This is a genomic window from Niveibacterium sp. COAC-50, from assembly GCF_013184235.1.
Classification (GTDB): domain Bacteria; phylum Pseudomonadota; class Gammaproteobacteria; order Burkholderiales; family Rhodocyclaceae; genus Niveibacterium; species Niveibacterium microcysteis.
The window spans coordinates 125,304-142,276 of record NZ_JABCJM010000007.1 but is presented as its reverse complement, the minus strand read 5'-3'; the positions used below and the strand labels follow the sequence as shown (position 1 = coordinate 142,276).

Annotated in this window: 18 protein-coding genes and 1 tRNA gene; 4 read left to right on the top strand and 15 right to left on the bottom strand. The window is 62.5% G+C overall.

What is annotated here, in order from left to right:
* Positions 1-28: 28 nt before the first annotated feature.
* From bamC to HH302_RS19970, 3 genes are read right to left on the bottom strand one after another with little or no spacing between them, the layout of a single operon-like run.
* Positions 29-1,192: an outer membrane protein assembly factor BamC gene (gene bamC, locus HH302_RS19980; protein ID WP_172204399.1), complete on the bottom strand. Its 1,164-nt coding sequence runs from the start codon at positions 1,190-1,192 to the stop codon at positions 29-31.
* A gap of 12 nt (positions 1,193-1,204) precedes the next feature.
* Positions 1,205-2,083: a 4-hydroxy-tetrahydrodipicolinate synthase gene (gene dapA / locus HH302_RS19975; protein WP_172204397.1), complete on the bottom strand. Its 879-nt coding sequence runs from the start codon at positions 2,081-2,083 to the stop codon at positions 1,205-1,207.
* Positions 2,084-2,140: 57 nt separating this feature from the next.
* Positions 2,141-3,064 carry a histone deacetylase family protein gene (locus HH302_RS19970; RefSeq protein ID WP_246479837.1) on the bottom strand — a complete coding sequence of 308 codons (924 nt, stop codon included), beginning with the start codon at positions 3,062-3,064 and terminating at the stop codon, positions 2,141-2,143.
* 90 nt (positions 3,065-3,154) lie between these two features.
* On the opposite strand from HH302_RS19970, the gene HH302_RS19965 reads away from it, so the two are divergent.
* From HH302_RS19965 to mltB, 4 genes are read left to right on the top strand one after another with little or no spacing between them, the layout of a single operon-like run.
* Positions 3,155-4,096 carry a MoxR family ATPase gene (locus HH302_RS19965; protein WP_172204395.1) on the top strand — a complete coding sequence of 314 codons (942 nt, stop codon included), beginning with the start codon at positions 3,155-3,157 and terminating at the stop codon, positions 4,094-4,096.
* Positions 4,097-4,104: 8 nt separating this feature from the next.
* Entirely contained in the window at positions 4,105-5,070 is a 966-nt protein-coding gene (locus tag HH302_RS19960) for a DUF58 domain-containing protein (protein ID WP_172204393.1), read from the top strand.
* The gene (locus HH302_RS19955; protein ID WP_172204391.1) at positions 5,063-7,009 is read left to right on the top strand and encodes a DUF3488 and transglutaminase-like domain-containing protein; all 1,947 of its coding nucleotides are present in this window, start codon (positions 5,063-5,065) and stop codon (positions 7,007-7,009) included. Before HH302_RS19960 ends, HH302_RS19955 begins: the two co-directional genes overlap by 8 nt.
* Positions 6,988-8,019, top strand: a complete 1,032-nt coding sequence (mltB, locus tag HH302_RS19950; RefSeq protein ID WP_172204389.1) for a lytic murein transglycosylase B — start codon at positions 6,988-6,990, stop codon at positions 8,017-8,019. The genes HH302_RS19955 and mltB overlap by 22 nt, the downstream gene beginning before the upstream one ends.
* Before the next feature lie 24 nt (positions 8,020-8,043).
* Here mltB and rpoS read toward each other — a convergent pair whose 3' ends face one another.
* The 12 genes from rpoS to infC all read right to left on the bottom strand — a co-directional run bounded on the left by rpoS (position 8,044) and on the right by infC (position 16,963).
* Entirely contained in the window at positions 8,044-8,982 is a 939-nt protein-coding gene (gene rpoS, locus HH302_RS19945; protein ID WP_172204387.1) for an RNA polymerase sigma factor RpoS, read from the bottom strand.
* A 9-nt stretch (positions 8,983-8,991) separates the two neighbouring features.
* On the bottom strand, positions 8,992-9,966 hold the full coding sequence (locus tag HH302_RS19940) for a peptidoglycan DD-metalloendopeptidase family protein (protein ID WP_172204385.1): 975 nt from the start codon (positions 9,964-9,966) through the stop codon (positions 8,992-8,994).
* A complete protein-coding gene (locus tag HH302_RS19935) occupies positions 9,963-10,619 on the bottom strand; it encodes a protein-L-isoaspartate(D-aspartate) O-methyltransferase (protein ID WP_172204382.1) in 657 nt (218 codons plus the stop codon). The genes HH302_RS19940 and HH302_RS19935 overlap by 4 nt, the downstream gene beginning before the upstream one ends.
* A complete protein-coding gene (gene surE, locus HH302_RS19930) occupies positions 10,616-11,359 on the bottom strand; it encodes a 5'/3'-nucleotidase SurE (RefSeq protein WP_172204380.1) in 744 nt (247 codons plus the stop codon). Before surE ends, HH302_RS19935 begins: the two co-directional genes overlap by 4 nt.
* 56 nt (positions 11,360-11,415) lie before the next feature.
* Positions 11,416-11,492 (bottom strand) — tRNA-Pro (locus HH302_RS19925).
* Between the two features lie 46 nt (positions 11,493-11,538).
* On the bottom strand, positions 11,539-11,919 hold the full coding sequence (locus tag HH302_RS19920) for a MerR family transcriptional regulator (RefSeq protein ID WP_172204378.1): 381 nt from the start codon (positions 11,917-11,919) through the stop codon (positions 11,539-11,541).
* Complete coding sequence (locus HH302_RS19915; protein ID WP_172204376.1) at positions 11,894-12,223, bottom strand: integration host factor subunit alpha; 330 nt, start codon at positions 12,221-12,223, stop codon at positions 11,894-11,896. Before HH302_RS19915 ends, HH302_RS19920 begins: the two co-directional genes overlap by 26 nt.
* Positions 12,224-12,225: 2 nt before the next feature.
* Positions 12,226-14,607, bottom strand: a complete 2,382-nt coding sequence (gene pheT / locus HH302_RS19910; RefSeq protein ID WP_172204374.1) for a phenylalanine--tRNA ligase subunit beta — start codon at positions 14,605-14,607, stop codon at positions 12,226-12,228.
* Between the two features lie 3 nt (positions 14,608-14,610).
* Positions 14,611-15,642, bottom strand: coding sequence for a phenylalanine--tRNA ligase subunit alpha (pheS, locus tag HH302_RS19905; RefSeq protein WP_172204372.1), 1,032 nt, complete (start codon positions 15,640-15,642; stop codon positions 14,611-14,613).
* A 69-nt stretch (positions 15,643-15,711) separates the two neighbouring features.
* A complete protein-coding gene (gene rplT, locus HH302_RS19900; RefSeq protein WP_172204370.1) occupies positions 15,712-16,071 on the bottom strand; it encodes a 50S ribosomal protein L20 in 360 nt (119 codons plus the stop codon).
* Between the two features lie 15 nt (positions 16,072-16,086).
* Positions 16,087-16,284, bottom strand: a complete 198-nt coding sequence (gene rpmI, locus HH302_RS19895) for a 50S ribosomal protein L35 (RefSeq protein WP_172204368.1) — start codon at positions 16,282-16,284, stop codon at positions 16,087-16,089.
* A 148-nt stretch (positions 16,285-16,432) separates the two neighbouring features.
* The gene (gene infC / locus HH302_RS19890) at positions 16,433-16,963 is read right to left on the bottom strand and encodes a translation initiation factor IF-3 (protein ID WP_172204480.1); all 531 of its coding nucleotides are present in this window, start codon (positions 16,961-16,963) and stop codon (positions 16,433-16,435) included.
* Between the last annotated feature and the right edge of the window lie 10 nt (positions 16,964-16,973).

Below are 16,973 nucleotides of genomic sequence, written 5' to 3'. Positions count from 1 at the left end.
AACGGGCGCGTTTTGTGGGTGTCGCCAATTACTTGAGCTGCTCGTAAAGCAACTTCAGAATCTTGCTGGCCTCTTCACCCTTGTCGATGTTGCCGTCCTTATCTAGAACGCGCACCAGCGACCGCTTGTCGTCGCCCTTCACGAAGATCCGATAAGCCGCACCGGCCTTCAGCTGCGCAGCGGGGCTTACGACCGGCTCAGCCGGCGCACTCCGCCAGAAAGCCAGCTTGTCGAGCCAACCGCTCTCCTGCTTCTGCTCCACCTTCGCGCCTGCAACGCGCACATCGAACAGGCCGATATCGCGATCGCGATCCTCGACCAACAAACCGTTGCGATCCAGCGCAAGACCAACCTGACGCCATGCGTCGTCGATCGAGCCCGCCAGGATTAGCGCCGCGCCGCCATCGGCAGCACGCTCGAAACGCGCCTTGTCGGTTGCAGGCGAACCAGCCATCAGTTCCTTAGCACGATCTTCGGACACGCCGAGCGACAGCATCAGGCGGCGAAGCATCTCGGCCTCCATGCCCGGATCCGGCTTGCGCCAGGTCCAGACGGAGGAGTCTTTCTCCACGCCGCCCGTCAGTACCTCTTCGAGCCCACGGTGGCTGATGAACACGTCGGTTGAACCCGGCTGGGTGCCCGGCTCGATACGAGTACGGAAGCGATCCTTCTCCGGCGAGCTGTACATGCCATCGAGGAACTTGCCGACGGTGTCGCGGACGATGTCTTGCTTGATCTTCGTACGATTCTCAAGCCAGTCCGTTTCAAGAATGCCGACTTCAGGACTATCGACGACGAGTGCATAGCCGTTCTGCAACCAGAAGGTCTTGATCTTCGGGTAGAGCTGGGCCGGAGCAAGTGGCACCGTCAGCCAGCGCTCTGAACCAGCGCGGCCGATCGTCATTCTGGCAACGTCGGGAACAACCTCGGGGCCGCTGGCAACCGCCATGCCGCCTGCCGACGGCTTACGCCCCGCCTGATATTCAGACAGGGTCGCTGCAGCCGATTCTCCTTCGACCGCATAGCGGTCATCGCGGCCCGGCTTGGTCAGGTCAGGCGGAACATCCAGAGGCGTTGCGCGCTGTTGAGCGCCCGCCTTGTAGTCGACCTTGCCCACATCCTTGGTTGAAAACGTGCACGCGCCGAGCACGACGAGCAGGCACACCGGTGCAACGCTTTGCAGCTTGAACATACTGCAGACTCCTCAGGCCTCAATGCCGGCCTGACGCAGTGCGTCGAGCAGCTTGGATTCGTTTGCGACGGTCAGTCGCGTCAATGGAAGACGGATACCCGAACCGATAAGCCCCATACGCTCAAGGGCCCATTTCGCGGGAATCGGATTGGGTTCGCAGAACAGGTGCTTATGCAGACCGACCAGCTTGGCGTTGATCGCACGTGCGCGAGTCAGGTCACCCGCAGCCGCCGCAACGCACATTTCGTGCATGGCGCGCGGCGCGATGTTGGACGTCACCGAGATGACGCCGTGGCCGCCGAGCAACAGGAAGGCCAGCGAGGTCATGTCGTCGCCGCTGTAGAGCGCGAAGTCGGCCGGTGCTCGCAGGATCAGATCGAGCGCGCGATCGATCGCCCCGGTTGCATCCTTGAGGCCGACGACGTTCGGAATCTCGGCAAGGCGCAGCGCGGTGTCGTTCGACATGTCCGCCCCGGTCCGCCCCGGGACGTTGTATAGGATCACCGGGATATCGACTGCTTCGGCGATCGTGCGGAAGTGCTGGTACAGGCCCTCTTGCGTGGGCTTGTTGTAGTACGGCACCACCGACAGGATGCCGTCGGCTCCGGCAGACTTTGCAAATTGCGACAATTCAATCGCTTCTGCCGTCGAATTTGCCCCGGTTCCGGCAATGACAGGCACACGGCCGGCGGCATGTCCGACCGCAGTCCGGATCAGTTCGCAATGCTCTTCGACGTTGACGGTCGGCGATTCACCGGTCGTCCCGACGATGACGATGCCGTCGGTTCCTTCCGCGACGTGCCAGTCGATAAGACTCTTGAGCCGCGCCAGGTCAAGGCTGCCATCCTCACGCATCGGCGTGACGATCGCGACAATCGAACCCTTAATCATGCGTTTGCCGCCACAAAGACAAAGCCGAGATTCTAGCGCATACGTGGAAAATCAGCGTCAAAGGTCCGCCAGCGCCTTGATATGAGCAACCGCACTGCGCGCAAGTGCAGACAGCGCATAGCCCCCCTCGAGCATCGACACGATGCGGCCGCCGCAATGCTGCTCGGCAAACAGCCGCAACTGCTGTGTCACCCAAGCGTAATCCGCCTCGACGAGGCCAAGGGACGCCATATCGTCTTCGTAGTGCGCATCGAACCCAGCCGAGATGTAAAGCATCTCCGGTGCGAAGTTCCGCAAGGCCGGCAACCAGACGTCTGTGACGATATCGCGGAAAACATCGCCACGCGTACCGGCAGGCACCGGCACATTGACCATGTTCGCCGCGGGTTTATCCGCCCCGGTGTAGGGATAGAAGGGGTGCTGGAAGAAGCTGACCATCAGCACCCGCTCGTCACCAGCGAAGATGTTTTCCGTGCCGTTGCCATGATGTACATCGAAGTCCACCACCGCGACACGCTTCAAGCCGTGCGATTCGAGCGCATGAGACGCCGCAACGGCGATGTTGTTGAAGAAGCAAAAACCCATGGCGCGATCGCGCTCGGCGTGGTGCCCGGGCGGCCGCACCGCGCAGAATGCGTTGTCGACTTCCCCGCGCATCACGAGATCTGTTGCCAGCACGCCGGCGCCCGCGGCACGCAGGGCGGCACGGATGGTGTGCGGACACATGGCGGTGTCGGGGTCGATATGCTTGATACCCCGCTCCGGCGCACTGCCGATAAGATCCTCGACATGCCGCTTCGGATGAACGCGCGACAATTGTTCGATGCTCGCCTGCGGCGCGTCATGAAAATTGAGGAACGAATCGATGCCGGAGGCGATCAATCTATCCTGAATCGCAGAGAGGCGATCCGGGCATTCGGGGTGCATGGCCCCCATGTTGTGCATCCAGCAATCCGGATGCGTGATGAATGCGGTCGCCATGTGGCCCCTCGCCGCCTCGTTCTGATCTGAATAAATGGGCCGACCAAACGCGACGACCCTCCCCCATACCGATATTATCCGACCGACACCATGAGCCCACAACAAAAACTGCCCATCACCGAAGCGCGCGCCCTGGCCCATGCCATTGCCGCCGCGGTAGGCGAATCCATTCTCGGCAAATCGGCGCAGATCCGGCTCGCAGTCGCGTGCCTGATTGCGCGGGGCCATCTGTTGATCGAGGACGTACCCGGCGTCGGCAAGACAACCCTGGCGCATGCGCTGGCCGATGCCTGCGGCCTTGCCTGGCGGCGCGTGCAGTTCACCAGCGATCTTCTGCCGGCGGACCTCGTCGGCGTATCCGTCTGGGAAAGTGCAAACGCACAGTTCGCCTTCCGGCCAGGCCCGGTGTTCTCGGAAGTGCTGCTCGCCGACGAGGTCAATCGCGCCTCACCCAAGACTCAGAGCGCCTTGCTGGAAGCCATGGAGGAACGCCGCGTCTCGGTCGACGGCGTAACGCATCCGCTGCCGGATCCGTTCTTCGTGATCGCGACGCAAAACCCTGCCCACCATGCGGGTACGTTTGAACTGCCGGAATCGCAGCTGGATCGCTTCCTGATGCGACTGGCGCTCGGCTACCCGCCGGCAGATGCCGAACTCGCCCTGCTGGCCGGGCGTGACCGGCGAAATCGTAGTGTCGTCGCACGCGTCACCGACCGAAGCACCCTAACAGCGCTACAGGCCAGTTGCGCCGACGTCTTCGTTGGCGAACCGGTCGCGCGTTACGTGCTGCGCTTGGTCAGCGCAACACGCAGCCATCCAGCGATCGCGCTCGGCCTGAGCCCGCGGGCCGGCCTTGCGCTCCTGGCTGCGGCGCGCGCCTATGCGCTCACCGAGGGGCGCGACTTCGTGGCGCCGGAGGACGTTCAGGCGGTATGGCATCCGGTGGCAGCGCATCGCCTGCACACGCCGGATGGTCGTCATCTGCCGGACGCGCTGGTCGCCGAATTCCTGCAGGGCACGCCTGTCGCGTGAGCATCTCGATGCGGCAAACCCTGCGCGAGCGCCTGCAACGCTGGATGCTGCGCGGCCGGCCACCGGAGCAACTGCCGGTCACGCTCGGCCAGCGACGCATCTACGTGCTGCCAACCGGACCCGGCCTGAGCTTCGGCCTGCTGCTTCTGGCGATGCTGCTGGCAAGCCTCAACTACACCTTGTCGCTCGGCTTCGCGCTGACTTTCGTGCTGGCCGGCGTAGGCCACCTCTCCATGGTGCGGGCGCATCGCAACCTGCTTGGCGTCACGCTGCAGAGCGGACGCTGTGACGCCGTGTTTGCCGGCGAACCGCGCGCACTGTCTCTGGTCATGCAGGAGCAGGCGGGGCGCGAACGGCCGTCGCTGGCGATCATGCATACCGCGTCGGCACCAGTGGGTTTCTCTATCCCCGCACGAGGCGCACAAGCGCTGAGCTTGCCGCTGCCTGCCCAGTCGCGCGGCCGGCACCCGGTCGGGCGCCTGCGTCTGGAGACCCGACATCCACTCGGGCTGATCGTCGCCTGGAGCTATTTCGAGCCCGCCGTGTACGGCCTCGTCTATCCGACCCCGGAAGTAGACCCGCCGACGGCGCCCTCGCATCACGGGAGCGGCGAAGGACGCCCGGTTCCGGGTAGCGACGGCGTGCTGTTCGACAGCCTTCGCCCCTACCGCACCGGTGATCCGCTGCGTCAGATCGCCTGGCGACAGCTCGCGCGGGGCGGCACGCTGGCAACGAAGCACTTTGCGGCCGAGGCCGGCGGTGAGCAATGGCTGCGCTGGGCCGACTGCCCGGCATCGATGGACACTGAAGCACGCCTTTCGCGCCTGTGCGCCTGGGCACTCAAAGCGGACGAAGCAAAGCAGCGCTTCGGCCTCGAACTACCGGGCCGCCACATCGCCCCCGGTAGCGGCACGGCACACCTGCGTGAAGTACTCGACGCACTCGCCCGCCATGGGGTGACTGAGCATGCGTAAGTCCGAGCCAGTCGATCGCCATGGCCAGCTGTGGATCCTCGCAGCGGTCTTGCTGACCCTGCTGCCTTTGCTGCCACGCCTGACGCTGGAAGTCGGCCTGGTCGCGGGCCTGCCGTTGCTGTGGCAAGGGTGGCGGCTGCACGCTGCAACGCCCGCTCGCCCGCCCAATCGAGTCGTGCTGCTGCTGATCGCGGCGGTCGCAGTGGCAACCACCGTTGCGCGCTATGGCACCGCGTTCGGGCGCACACCCGGCCTTGCGCTGCTGGCCATGCTGCTGGGGCTGAAAATGCTGGAAGCCCGCACGCGGCGCGATGCGCACATCACGATTCAGCTTTGCTTCTTCGTGCAACTGGGCTACTTCCTCATTGAACAGAGCGCGCTGACCGCCGTCTGTGCGCTGGCCGCCTGCGTGCTGGCGCTGACTGCGCTGCTGCGGGTTGAGCAACCGGACTTGCTTCTAAAGCCGGCCCTCAGCGGTAGCGCGCGGATGGTGGGCATCGCTCTGCCGCTGGCTGCGCTGCTGTTCGTGCTCTTCCCGCGTATCGACACGCCGCTCTGGGGCATGCCCACCGATGGCGCCAGCGCCACCACCGGAATGTCGGATCGCATGCGCCCCGGCTCCATCGCAGACCTCTCGCTGTCCGGCGAGATTGCCTTTCGCGTCGAGTTCGCCGGCTCGCCGCCCCCGCCAGCAGAACGCTACTTCCGGGGCCCGGTGATGAGCCAGTTTGACGGGCTTGAATGGCAGGCAAGGCCAGCAGTTCGCGCGACGTCGCTGCCGCAGGGGAAAAGACGGATCGACTATGTGATCACACTGGAGCCTCATCAGAACCGCTGGCTCTTCGCGCTAGAGCACGCAACACCGCGAGAAGGTCAGACGCTCGATGCCTTCAATGTACTGCTCGCCGGGGCGGCGATACGCAGCCGCGTACGGGCGCCGATCACAAGCTATGCCGACGCCCAAATAGGCCTGGACGCCGCGCCGGCCACCCTGGCCGTCAACCTCGCTTTGCCCGCCGGCAGCAATCCGCGCACCGCTGCATTCGGGGCGAAGCTTCAGCAAGAGCAGACAGCACCAGCCGATCGCGTGGCAGCGGCGCTGCGATTCCTGCGCGAGGGCGACTTCGTCTACACGCTGTCACCTCCGCGTCTTGGCCAAAATGCCGCGGATGACTTCCTGTTCGAGACGCGGCAAGGCTTCTGCGAGCACTTCGCAAATGCTTTCACGGTCTTGATGCGCGCGGCGGGCGTGCCCGCCCGCGTCGTGGCCGGATACCAAGGGGGCGAAATCAATCCGATTGACGGCACCTTGGTCGTTCGACAATCCGACGCCCACGCATGGTCGGAGGTATGGCTCAGTGAGCGGGGCTGGGTCCGTGTGGACCCAACCGCCGCTGCGGCCCCGAGGCGCATTGACGGCGGACTGACTGCGTCCCTGCCCGCCAGCGACCCGATTCCCGGCTTGGTGCGTATCGAGTCGCAATGGTTGCGTACGCTGCGCAACCGCGCCGAGGCGCTGTCGCACACATGGAACACGTGGATTCTCGGCTATACCGCCCAACGGCAGCGCGACCTCTTTGCCGGGCTGGGTATTGATGCCGACTGGCGCAACCTGACGCTGGGGCTCGTCGCAAGCGGCGCCCTCTGGCAAGCAGCGGTGTGGATCGGCATGTTCCGCAGCCGACGCCGCCTGACGCCAGCCGAACGTGCGTGGCAACTGCTGCTACGCAAGCTCGCGCAACAAGGACTCGTGCCGGCGATCAGCGAAGGGCCGATTGCCTTCGCGGCGCGTGCAGGTACCATCCACCCCGAATGGCAAGCTGCGCTCACGGAATTCGCAGCGCGCTACGCTCGCCTCATCTACGGCCCCACAGCATCGGCGGAAGACGCCGAGGCGCTCAGAATCGCAATCACCGAATGGCTCGCACGCACCTTCTGAAACGCATCACCATCGCCCTTGCCATCACGCTCGGCGCACATTCGCTCGCACACGGCGCCTCGGCACCCGAGCCACAACCCTACGGCGAACGCGACGAGGTCAAAGCCTTCGCACACGAACTCGCGCAGAAGGAATCGCTGAACGAGCCCCAGGTGCTCGCCACCCTCTCCGAAGCGCGCTACCTACCCGCGGTGATCAAGGCCATCCTTCCGCCTGCGAGCCCGAGCGTGAAATCCTGGGTACGCTACCGGGCCCGATATCTCGACCGCACGCGCATCGCCGCCGGTACCGCCTTCTGGCGCGAACACGCCGCCACCCTTGCGCGCGCCGAGGCAGAGTTCGGCGTACCGGCCGACATCATCGTCGGCATCATTGGCGTCGAAACCATCTACGGCCGCAATCAGGGCAACTTCCAGACCCTCTCCGCGCTCGCCACGCTCGCCTTCGACTACCCACCGCGAGCGGAACTCTTCCGGCGCGAGTTGGGAGAGTTGTTCCTGCTGGCGCGCGATACCTCGATGCCGGTCACCAGCTACAAAGGGTCCTACGCGGGCGCGCTTGGTCTGCCGCAGTTCCTTCCGAGCAGCATCCGGCGCTACGCGGTCGACTACGACGGAGATGGCAAAGTATCGCTCGACACAAGCGCCGACGACGCAATCGGCAGTGTTGCGAGCTTCCTGAGTCAGCATGGATGGGAACGCGGCGGCGACATCGCAGTGCCGGCCCGCGTGACGGATCCGCAACGCGCGGCCGCTTTGGTGGAAGCGGGCATCGCACCCAGCTTTCGCAAGCAGGACTTCGAACGCCTTGGGGTTGCGGCCGATACACCTGCGGCCGAAGACAAGCCCGCGGCCTTGATCGATCTCGTCTCGCCCGAGGCGGCAACCGAATACTGGTTGGGGTATCAGAACTTCTACGTGATCACGCGTTATAACCGCAGCAGCTTCTACGCAATGGCGGTCTTCCATCTGGCCACGGCGATTCGGCTGGAGCGAGAGCGCGGCGCGTAGCCGCACAGACAGCGTCTGGCGGGCTCAGAGCAGAACGTCGCGGGAGACACCGCGACGTTTGAGGATCCGCCGCAGTTGCGCTAGCGCCTCAAGCTGGATCTGGCGCACCCGCTCACGCGTCAATCCAAGTTGCAGCGCGAGCTCTTCCAGCGTCTGCACATCGCAGTCGTCGAGTCCGTAGCGACGCTGGATCACCATGCGCTGCTTCTCCGATAGCTGCCCGATCCACTGACGAACCAAGTCTTCGATTTCGGCGTTCTGCAGCGTGGATTCCGGCCCGTCTGAAGCTTCGTCGGCGAGCGATTCGCCGATTGACAGGTTGGGGTCGATATCAAGCGGTGCATCGAGCGAGGCCGTGTGCTCGTTGAGCGCCAGAATCGCCCGCACATCGTCGACCGGCCGCTCGAGGCGCTTGGCCACGTCCTCGATCGTCGCGCCACCATGGCTCGATTCGATCGAGCGCTGCGCGCGCAAGACCTGGTTCAGTTCCTTCACCACGTGAACCGGCAGGCGGATCGTGCGCGACTGGTTCATGATCGCGCGCTCGATGTTCTGCCGGATCCACCAGGTTGCGTACGTGGAGAATCGGAAGCCGCGCTCCGGATCGAACTTCTCCAAAGCGTGAATCAAACCCAGATTGCCCTCTTCGACCAGATCGAGGAGCGGGATTCCACGGTTGAGGTAGTGCTTGGCGATATTCACAACCAGGCGCAGGTTGTGCTCGATCATCTTCTGCCGTGCAGAGAAGTCGCCGAGTCGCACACGGCGCGCCAAGGCCACTTCTTCGTCGGCGGTGAGCAGCGGATTCGCGCCGATCTCGTTGAGGTAGATCTGCGTGACGTCGTTGAGGAATTCATTCTCGGGCGGCGCCTGAACAGGCTCCGCACCGAACGCTTCGATCTCAGGTGGGAGATCCGGTTCCTTTTCGTCTTCGTCGTCGAAAAAGGTTGCCGGATCGTACATATCCCACCCTTAGCGTTTAGGAAGGTACTTCAGAGGATCAACGGGTTTGCCTTGACGCCGAATCTCGAAGTGCAGCTTGGCGCGATCCGCATCACTGTCACCCAACGCCGCGATCTCCTGCCCCTTTTTCACTGACTGCCCTTCTTTCACCAGAATCTTCTGGTTGTGGGCATAGGCGCTGAGGAAGGTCGCGTTGTGCTTGATGATGACGAGATTTCCATAGCCACGCAAGCCGGCACCGACATAAACAATTTTCCCCGCCGCTGCGGCGAGCACCGGCTCACCAATCTGGCCGCCAATATCGACGCCCTTGTTGGTCGAATCATTGAAACCGTTAACGACCTTTCCGGCTGCCGGCCAGACCCATTCGAACTCGTCGTCCGCCGAAGGCTTCGCCTCATCCTTCTTGGGTTCTTCCTTCTTCGTCGCGTCTGCGGCGGGTTTTGCGTCAGCAACCGGCGCAGCTGCAACCGGCTTGACGCCGGCGCGGGAGGCTTCGTCAGCCTTCACGGCAGCTGCAAGCGCCTGATCCGAGTAGGCGACCTTTCCACCCTTGGGATCACGCCGCAATGATTCGTCCGCCTTGCCCGACGGAGCCGCCGCGGTTGTCTTCGGCTCCAATGGTTTGGATTCGATCGTCGGTGAGACGACAGGCTTCGCGGCGGTGCCGTCGGCCGGCTTCACTCGAAGTTCCTGCCCGACAAGGATCAGGTTCGGATTCTCGATCGCGTTCCAGTTGGCAATGTCACGCCAGTCCTGACCGTGCTCCAAAGCGATGCTGATCAGCGTGTCGCCACGCTTGACGATGTAGTAGCCCGGTCTCGCAACTCCGGGCGCTGCATCCTGCGCGGGCGTGCCGGCAGCGGGCCGCGACGGCGCCGTGCGGTCTTCCACCGGCGCACGGCCACTGCTGGTGCAGCCAGCAATTCCAATCAGGGCAATCAAAGCAAAGGGCAGCCCGCTACGGGCGACAAACAGTCTCATTCGGTTCCTGCCAACAACGGTACAAATCGAACCGCATCGTAACGCGATTCCTTAAGCCTTCCATCCGCCGAGCGCTCCACCATCAACAAGGTCTGGTCGACGCTGCCCAATGGAAGGATCAGTCGCCCAAGCGGGGCCAACTGCTCCAGCAATGGTTTGGGCACACTCGCCGTGCCGGCGGCGACGATGATCGTGTCAAAAGGCGCAGCCTCCGGCAATCCAACGCTACCGTCACCGTATTTCAGCCGCAGGTTCGGCAAACGCAGCGGTCGAAGATTGTCCTTCGCGCGTTCGATCAGTGTACGGATTCGCTCAATGGCGTACACCTCCTTCGCCATGCAGGACAAAACCGCCGCTTGGTACCCGCACCCAGCCCCTACTTCAAGCGTTTTGCCAAGTTCGCGTCCGTGCGCAAGCAGTTCGATCATGCGCGCAACCACGTAGGGCTGCGAAATCGTCTGCTGGCAGCCGAGCGGCAGCGCGGTATCTTCGTAAGCGCGGCTAGCTAGGGCTTCCTGAACAAACAGATGACGGGGAACCTGGTTCATCGCAGCGAGCACGCGCGAGTCCGCTATTCCCTGTTCGCGAAGGCGCTCGATCATCCGTGCGCGGGCGCGCACAGCGGTCACGGCCGAAGTACTCCGCTGATTCATGCGGACAAACGCTCCTGCCACGACGACAAGGCCGAAAACTGTGTCAGATCCACCTGCAGCGGCGTTATCGAAACGAAACCGTTCGCGACAGCATGGAAATCAGTGCCTTCGCCTGCATCCTGGGCTGCACCAACAGCCCCGACCCAGTAGATCGTCTCGCCGCGCGGATTGACCGACCGCACAACTGGCTCCGCCATGTGACGCTTACCCAGGCGAGTGACCTGGCGGCCCTTCATTGCCGACGAGGGCAGATCCGGAACGTTTACATTGAGCAGATAAGGGGCGCCGGACGCATCGTCAGCGCAGGCACGTACAACGTCGGCAGCAACGGCCGCTGCGGTACTGAAATGATTCAGTTCGCGCCCGACGAGCGATACGGCAATTGACGGTATCCCCAGCAGGTAACCTTCCATTGCGGCAGCGACCGTGCCCGAGTAAATCGTATCGTCGCCCATGTTGGCGCCGTGATTGATGCCGGACACCACCAGATCAGGGCGAAAGCCAAGAAATCCGGTGACAGCAAGATGCACGCAATCGGTCGGCGTACCATTCACGAAATGGAAACCACTCGGCGCACGCCGCACAGAAAGCGGGCGATCCAGTGTGAGGGAATGACTCGCTCCGCTGCGATCACGTTCGGGCGCGACAACGAAGACTTCCGCGAATCCAGACAAGGCCTCGGCCAACGCGGCAATGCCTGGGGCAAAGTAGCCGTCGTCGTTACTGAGGAGGATTCGCATGGACCGAGCGCTCTAAGGTATTGAGTAAAGCCGAAGGACGCCGGAGGGGAAGAATTTGGTCGGGGCGGCGGGATTCGAACTCGCGACCCCTTGCACCCCATGCAAGTGCGCTACCAGGCTGCGCTACGCCCCGACACGGCAAAAATTATAGCAGGATTCGAAACTCCTGCTGGATTTATTTAACTCCGCAGTAGCGAGAGCACATCTTCCAGCTCGCCGCGGATTGCGCCGAACAAAGCTTCTTCGCGTTCGCTCTGCGCGGCCTGCTCACGCTCGCGCTCGGCCTGGTCATCCAGACGGTTGCGCGCACCACTGATCGTGAAGCCGTCGTTGTAGAGCAGATCGCGGATCCGGCGCACCAGCAACACTTCGTGATGCTGGTAGTAGCGACGGTTACCGCGGCGCTTGACTGGCTTGAGTTGCGTGAATTCCTGCTCCCAATAGCGCAGCACATGCGGCTTCACACCGCATAGTTCGCTAACCTCACCGATGGTGAAGTAGCGCTTCGCGGGAATCGGAGGCAGTTCAGCCGCGTCAGGCGGCGCGCTGGTTTGCGACATTGACCTCTGCATCACTCAACAAGTCCACCGCCGCCTTGAGTTTCTGGCTGGCGTGGAAGGTGACCACACGGCGCGCCGTAATCGGGATTTCTTCCCCGGTCTTGGGATTGCGACCAGGACGCTGCGGCTTATCGCGCAACTGGAAATTGCCGAAACCGGACAGCTTCACGGTTTCGCCCCGTTCCAACGCATTACGGATTTCGTCGAAGAAGCCATCAACCATGTCTTTGGCTTCCCGCTTGTTCAGGCCGACCTTCTCGAACAGAAGATCGGCCAATTCGGCTTTCGTTAGCGTCATCGACACAATCAGCTCCTCAATTGGGCGCCCAACCGCTCACTGGCACGACCAACCAATACGTCGATTGCGGCGTCGACTTCAGCGTCTTCAAGCGTCTGGTCAGTATGTTGGAAGCGTACCCGGAAGGCAACACTCTTGCTGTCCGGATCGATACCTTTGCCCTGGTAAATATCAAATATTTCAATCGCCTGCACGATGTTCAAGGGTGCCTCACGCAGCACGGCAAGCAGTTCTCCAACCGGCGTCGCGGCACGAACAACCAAGGCCAGATCGCGCACCACCATCGGGAATTTCGACGGCGCAACAAAGGCCGGCAACGGGCGGTAGGCCGCGGCCTCAAGGTCAAGCTCGAAGACCACCGGCGCTGTCGCGAGTTCGTAGCGCTGAACCCAGTTTGGATGCAACTCACCGATCCAGCCGATGGCAACCCCATCGCACCGCACTTCTGCAGCACGTCCTGGGTGCAGAGCGGGATGCGTCAAACGCACAAACTCCAGCGAGCGGCCATCAAGCATGGCCTCGACATCAGCCTTGACGTCAAAGAAATCCACTTTCCGCGTAGCAAGACCCCACTGCTCCGCCGACGCAGGCCCCCATGCAAGGCCCGCAACTTTCATCGGCTGGCGATAGCCTGCAACCGGCTGACCGCTGGCGTCCTTCGCGAAGCAACGACCAATCTCGAAAATGCGCACGCGGGACGCACGGCGACGCTGATTGGTCGCCAGCGTGCCGACCAGGCCACCAAGCAGACTCGACCGCATGACGGAAAGATGGCTCGCGATCGGGTTCGCCAGGCGGATCGGATCAAGGTTGCCGCAGAAGTCGCGCTCCCATGCCTCTTCCACGAAGGCGTAGTTCACCACCTCTTGGTACTCGCGCCCTGCCAGCAGTCGGCGCAAGGCGGAAGCGCTGCGCCGGGACTCCGGCAATGGCAGCATGCCAAGCGTGCCTTGCGGCAGGTTCTCCGGGATGTTCTCGTAGCCATGAATACGCGCGATCTCTTCGATGAGATCTTCCTCGATACGCAGGTCGAAGCGATAGGAAGCGGGCGTGACGGTCACGCGATCTTCCTCGATCGTCACCGGCATACCGAGGCGCCCCAGGATCTCGCCAATCTGCGCAGCAGTGAAGGGAATGCCAATCACTTGCGAGGCGCGCGACACGCGCAATGTCACGGACTCCCGCTTTGGCAAGGCCTGAGCATCCAGCGACTCGACCGCCGGACCAGCTTCACCGCCGCAGATCGAGAGAATCAGTTCAGTGGCGCGCTCCATCGCGCGCGGCGCCAGTTCAAAATCGACGCCGCGTTCGAAGCGATGTGAGGCATCAGACGAGAATCCGTAAGCGCGAGCGCGACCAACAATCGCGTCCGGCTGGAAGAACGCGCTCTCAAGAAACACATCGCGGGTCGCGTCAGTAACACCGCTCAGTTCGCCACCCATGACCCCAGCCAGCGCAAGGGGGCCCGATGCGTCGGTAATCAGCAAGGTGCGAGCGTCCGGCTCCACCTCCTGCCCGTTCAGCAGCAAGAGCTTGTCGCCAGCCTGCGCCCAGCGAACAACAACATCGCCTTGAAGCTTGTCGTTATCGAACGCGTGCAGTGGCTGTCCAAGCTCCAACATCACGTAATTGGTCACATCAACGATGGCACTGATCGAGCGCACTCCGCAGCGCTCCAAGCGCTGCTTCATCCACGCCGGCGTCGGTCGCGTCGGATCGACATTGCGCAGAACACGCCCGACATATCGAGGGCAACCATCCGGCGAAGCGAGACGCACACCGCGAGTGATCTCGTGACGCGCCGGCACCGGGGTGACCACGGGCTCAGTCAGCGCGGTACCCGTGAGCGCGGACACATCGCGCGCGACGCCAAGCAGACTCAGACAATCGGCACGGTTAGGCGTGAGCTTGATCGTGAAGCAGACATCGTCGAGCGCCAACGCATCGCGGATGTTCGTCCCCACCGTGAAGTCCGCCGGCAATGCGAGCAGCCCTTCGTGCGCATCCGAGATGCCAAGCTCGCGCGCCGAGCACAGCATGCCGAAGGATTCGACGCCGCGCAGCTTGGCCGCCTTGATCTGAAAGTCTCCCGGCAGCACCGCACCAACTACCGCGCACGGGACTTTCATCCCCGCAGCCGCATTCGGCGCACCGCAAACGATCTGCAACGGCTCACTCGCCCCTACATCAACCTTGCACACGCGCAAACGGTCGGCGTTGGGATGCGGATTGGCTTCCAGGATTTCGGCGACGACGACGCCCTCGAAAGCCGGCGCCACCGCGTCGGATTCCTCGACCTCGAGGCCCGCCATGGTAAGCAAATGCCCCAACGCGGCGGAATCCAGCGCGGGACTGACAAACGTACGTAACCAGTGCTCGGAGAACTGCATGGCTTACCTGAATTGGCTGAGGAAGCGAAGATCGTTTTCGAAGAAGAGGCGCAAGTCGTCGACGCCGTAGCGCAACATGGTGAGACGATCGAGCCCCATTCCGAATGCAAAACCGGTGTAACGCTCCGGATTGATACCGCCGTTGCGCAGCACGTTCGGGTGCACTACGCCGCAGCCCGCAATCTCGAGCCACTTGCCCTTGTTCGGACCGCTCATGAAGGCGAAATCAATCTCGGCGGACGGCTCGGTGAACGGAAAGAACGACGGCCGGAAGCGCACCTGCAGCGCATCCGTTTCGAAGAAGCGGCGCAGGAATTCGGCGATTACGCCCTTGAGATCGGCAAAGCTCACGCGCTCGCCAACCCAGAGGCCTTCGATCTGATGGAACATCGGCGAATGCGTCGCATCGTAGTCGACGCGATACACGCGCCCCGGCGCAATGATGCGAATTTCGGGCATCACTTCGGCAGCCTCGAACTGCGCGACATGCTCACGCATGTAGCGCACCTGAACCGGGCTGGTGTGCGTTCGCAGCAGCACGCCCGGGGCGTCCTGCAAATAGAACGTGTCATGCATTGAACGCGCCGGATGATTCTCAGGCGTATTCAAGGCGGTGAAGTTGTACCAATCCTCTTCGATTTCGGGGCCGTCCGCGACCTCAAAGCCGATACTGGCAAACAGTTGTTCGATTCGGTCCAGCGTGCGCGTCACCGGGTGAAGGCCGCCACTACCCTGACCGCGCCCCGGCAAGGTGACATCCAGAGCCTCGGCTGCAAGCTGTTCGGCAAGTGCGGCCTCGCGCAGAGCTTCGCGACGAGCTTCAAGGGCCTGCTCAACCGCGACTTTCGCGCGATTGATGGCGGCCCCAGCCTCGCGGCGCACGTCCGGATCCATCTTGCCGAGCCCCTTCAGGAGATCGGTCAGCGACCCGCTTTTGCCAAGATATGTCGCCTTGGCCTGTTCAAGGCTGTTGGCGTCCGATGCAGCGCCGAAATCGGCGATCGCTTGTTCTACAAGCCGTTGCAGATGATCCACGAACACGCTTCCGGGATGTTTGGGACAAAAAAAAGGAGGCCAGGCCTCCTTTTTTTACGCTACGACAAATTACGCAGCGAGCTGGGCCTTGGCCTGGTTCGCAATCGCGGCAAACGCCGGCTTGTCGAACACGGCCAGGTCGGCCAGCACCTTGCGGTCGATCTCGATCGATGCCTTCTTGAGGCCGTTCATGAACTTCGAATAGTTCAGACCGACTTCACGAGCAGCTGCATTGATACGAGCAATCCACAGCGCGCGGAACTGACGCTTGCGCTGACGGCGGTCACGGTAGGCATATTGACCCGCCTTCATCACCGCCTGTTTGGCGATGCGATAGACGTTCTTGCGACGACCGCGGTAACCCTTGGCCTGGTCGAGGACTTTTTTGTGACGAGCACGTGCGGTAACACCGCGTTTTACGCGAGACATGACGTTCCTCCTGAATTACGCGTAGGGAAGCATCGACTTGACCTGGGCGACGTCGGACGCGTGCACGCCCTCCATGCCGCGCAGCTGGCGCTTGGTCTTGGTCGTCTTCTTGGTCAGGATGTGGCGCTTGAACGCCTGCGAACGCTTGATGCTACCGCTCGAGCGCACCTTGAAACGCTTCTTGGCGCCGCTCTTGGTCTTCATTTTGGGCATGAAACACACTCCAAACTGTTAGTCGATGAAGCCGGGTGGCCTTCCGCAGAAGACGCTTCTGGAACCTGGCTCCACTTGTATGCAGACCCTTTCGGGGCTGTTTCCTGGAGCTGCTTGCGCAACTCCGGAATGCTTTTGCTGCCGGCGATCAGACCGGCTGCTTCTTCTTGCTCGGCGCCAGAACCATGATCATCTGGCGCCCTTCGAGCTTCGGAAACTGTTCAACCGTGCCCACTGCCTCAAGATCAGCCTTGATCCGCTCCAGCTGGCGCACACCAAACTCCTGGTGAGCCATTTCGCGGCCGCGGAAGCGAAGGGTCACTTTGACCTTGTCGCCCTCCTGCAGGAAGCGCGTCATGTTGCGAAGCTTGATCTGGTAGTCATTCTCGTCGGTGCCCGGACGGAGCTTGACTTCCTTGACCTGAATCTGCTTCTGCTTGAGCTTGGCCTCGTGCGCCTTCTTGGACTCTTGGTACTTGAACTTGCCGTAGTCCATAAGCTTGCAGACTGGCGGCTTTGCGAGCGGCGCGATTTCAACGAGATCAAGCCCGGCCTCTTCGGCCATTTCAAGTGCTTGTCGCGTCGCAACGATACCGAGCTGCTCGCCTTCTTCTCCTACCAAGCGCACTTCGGAAACATTGATTTCTCCGTTAAGGCGCTGCGGCTTTTCCTGAGCGATGGTCTAAGTC

Excerpts from the sequence above, each read along its gene's own strand:
- rplT (WP_172204370.1), bottom strand. The coding sequence starts at position 16,071 with ATGTCTCGCGTAAAACGCGGTGTTACCGCACGTGCTCGTCACAAAAAA.
- bamC (WP_172204399.1), bottom strand. The coding sequence starts at position 1,192 with ATGTTCAAGCTGCAAAGCGTTGCACCGGTGTGCCTGCTCGTCGTGCTC.
- HH302_RS19955 (WP_172204391.1), top strand. The coding sequence starts at position 5,063 with ATGCGTAAGTCCGAGCCAGTCGATCGCCATGGCCAGCTGTGGATCCTC.
- HH302_RS19940 (WP_172204385.1), bottom strand. The coding sequence starts at position 9,966 with ATGAGACTGTTTGTCGCCCGTAGCGGGCTGCCCTTTGCTTTGATTGCC.
- dapA (WP_172204397.1), bottom strand. The coding sequence starts at position 2,083 with ATGATTAAGGGTTCGATTGTCGCGATCGTCACGCCGATGCGTGAGGAT.
- mltB (WP_172204389.1), top strand. The coding sequence starts at position 6,988 with ATGGCTCGCACGCACCTTCTGAAACGCATCACCATCGCCCTTGCCATC.
- HH302_RS19920 (WP_172204378.1), bottom strand. The coding sequence starts at position 11,919 with ATGTCGCAAACCAGCGCGCCGCCTGACGCGGCTGAACTGCCTCCGATT.
- HH302_RS19970 (WP_246479837.1), bottom strand. The coding sequence starts at position 3,064 with ATGGCGACCGCATTCATCACGCATCCGGATTGCTGGATGCACAACATG.
- rpoS (WP_172204387.1), bottom strand. The coding sequence starts at position 8,982 with ATGTACGATCCGGCAACCTTTTTCGACGACGAAGACGAAAAGGAACCG.
- HH302_RS19965 (WP_172204395.1), top strand. The coding sequence starts at position 3,155 with ATGAGCCCACAACAAAAACTGCCCATCACCGAAGCGCGCGCCCTGGCC.
- HH302_RS19935 (WP_172204382.1), bottom strand. The coding sequence starts at position 10,619 with ATGAATCAGCGGAGTACTTCGGCCGTGACCGCTGTGCGCGCCCGCGCA.
- pheT (WP_172204374.1), bottom strand. The coding sequence starts at position 14,607 with ATGCAGTTCTCCGAGCACTGGTTACGTACGTTTGTCAGTCCCGCGCTG.
- HH302_RS19960 (WP_172204393.1), top strand. The coding sequence starts at position 4,105 with ATGCGGCAAACCCTGCGCGAGCGCCTGCAACGCTGGATGCTGCGCGGC.
- rpmI (WP_172204368.1), bottom strand. The coding sequence starts at position 16,284 with ATGCCCAAAATGAAGACCAAGAGCGGCGCCAAGAAGCGTTTCAAGGTG.
- surE (WP_172204380.1), bottom strand. The coding sequence starts at position 11,359 with ATGCGAATCCTCCTCAGTAACGACGACGGCTACTTTGCCCCAGGCATT.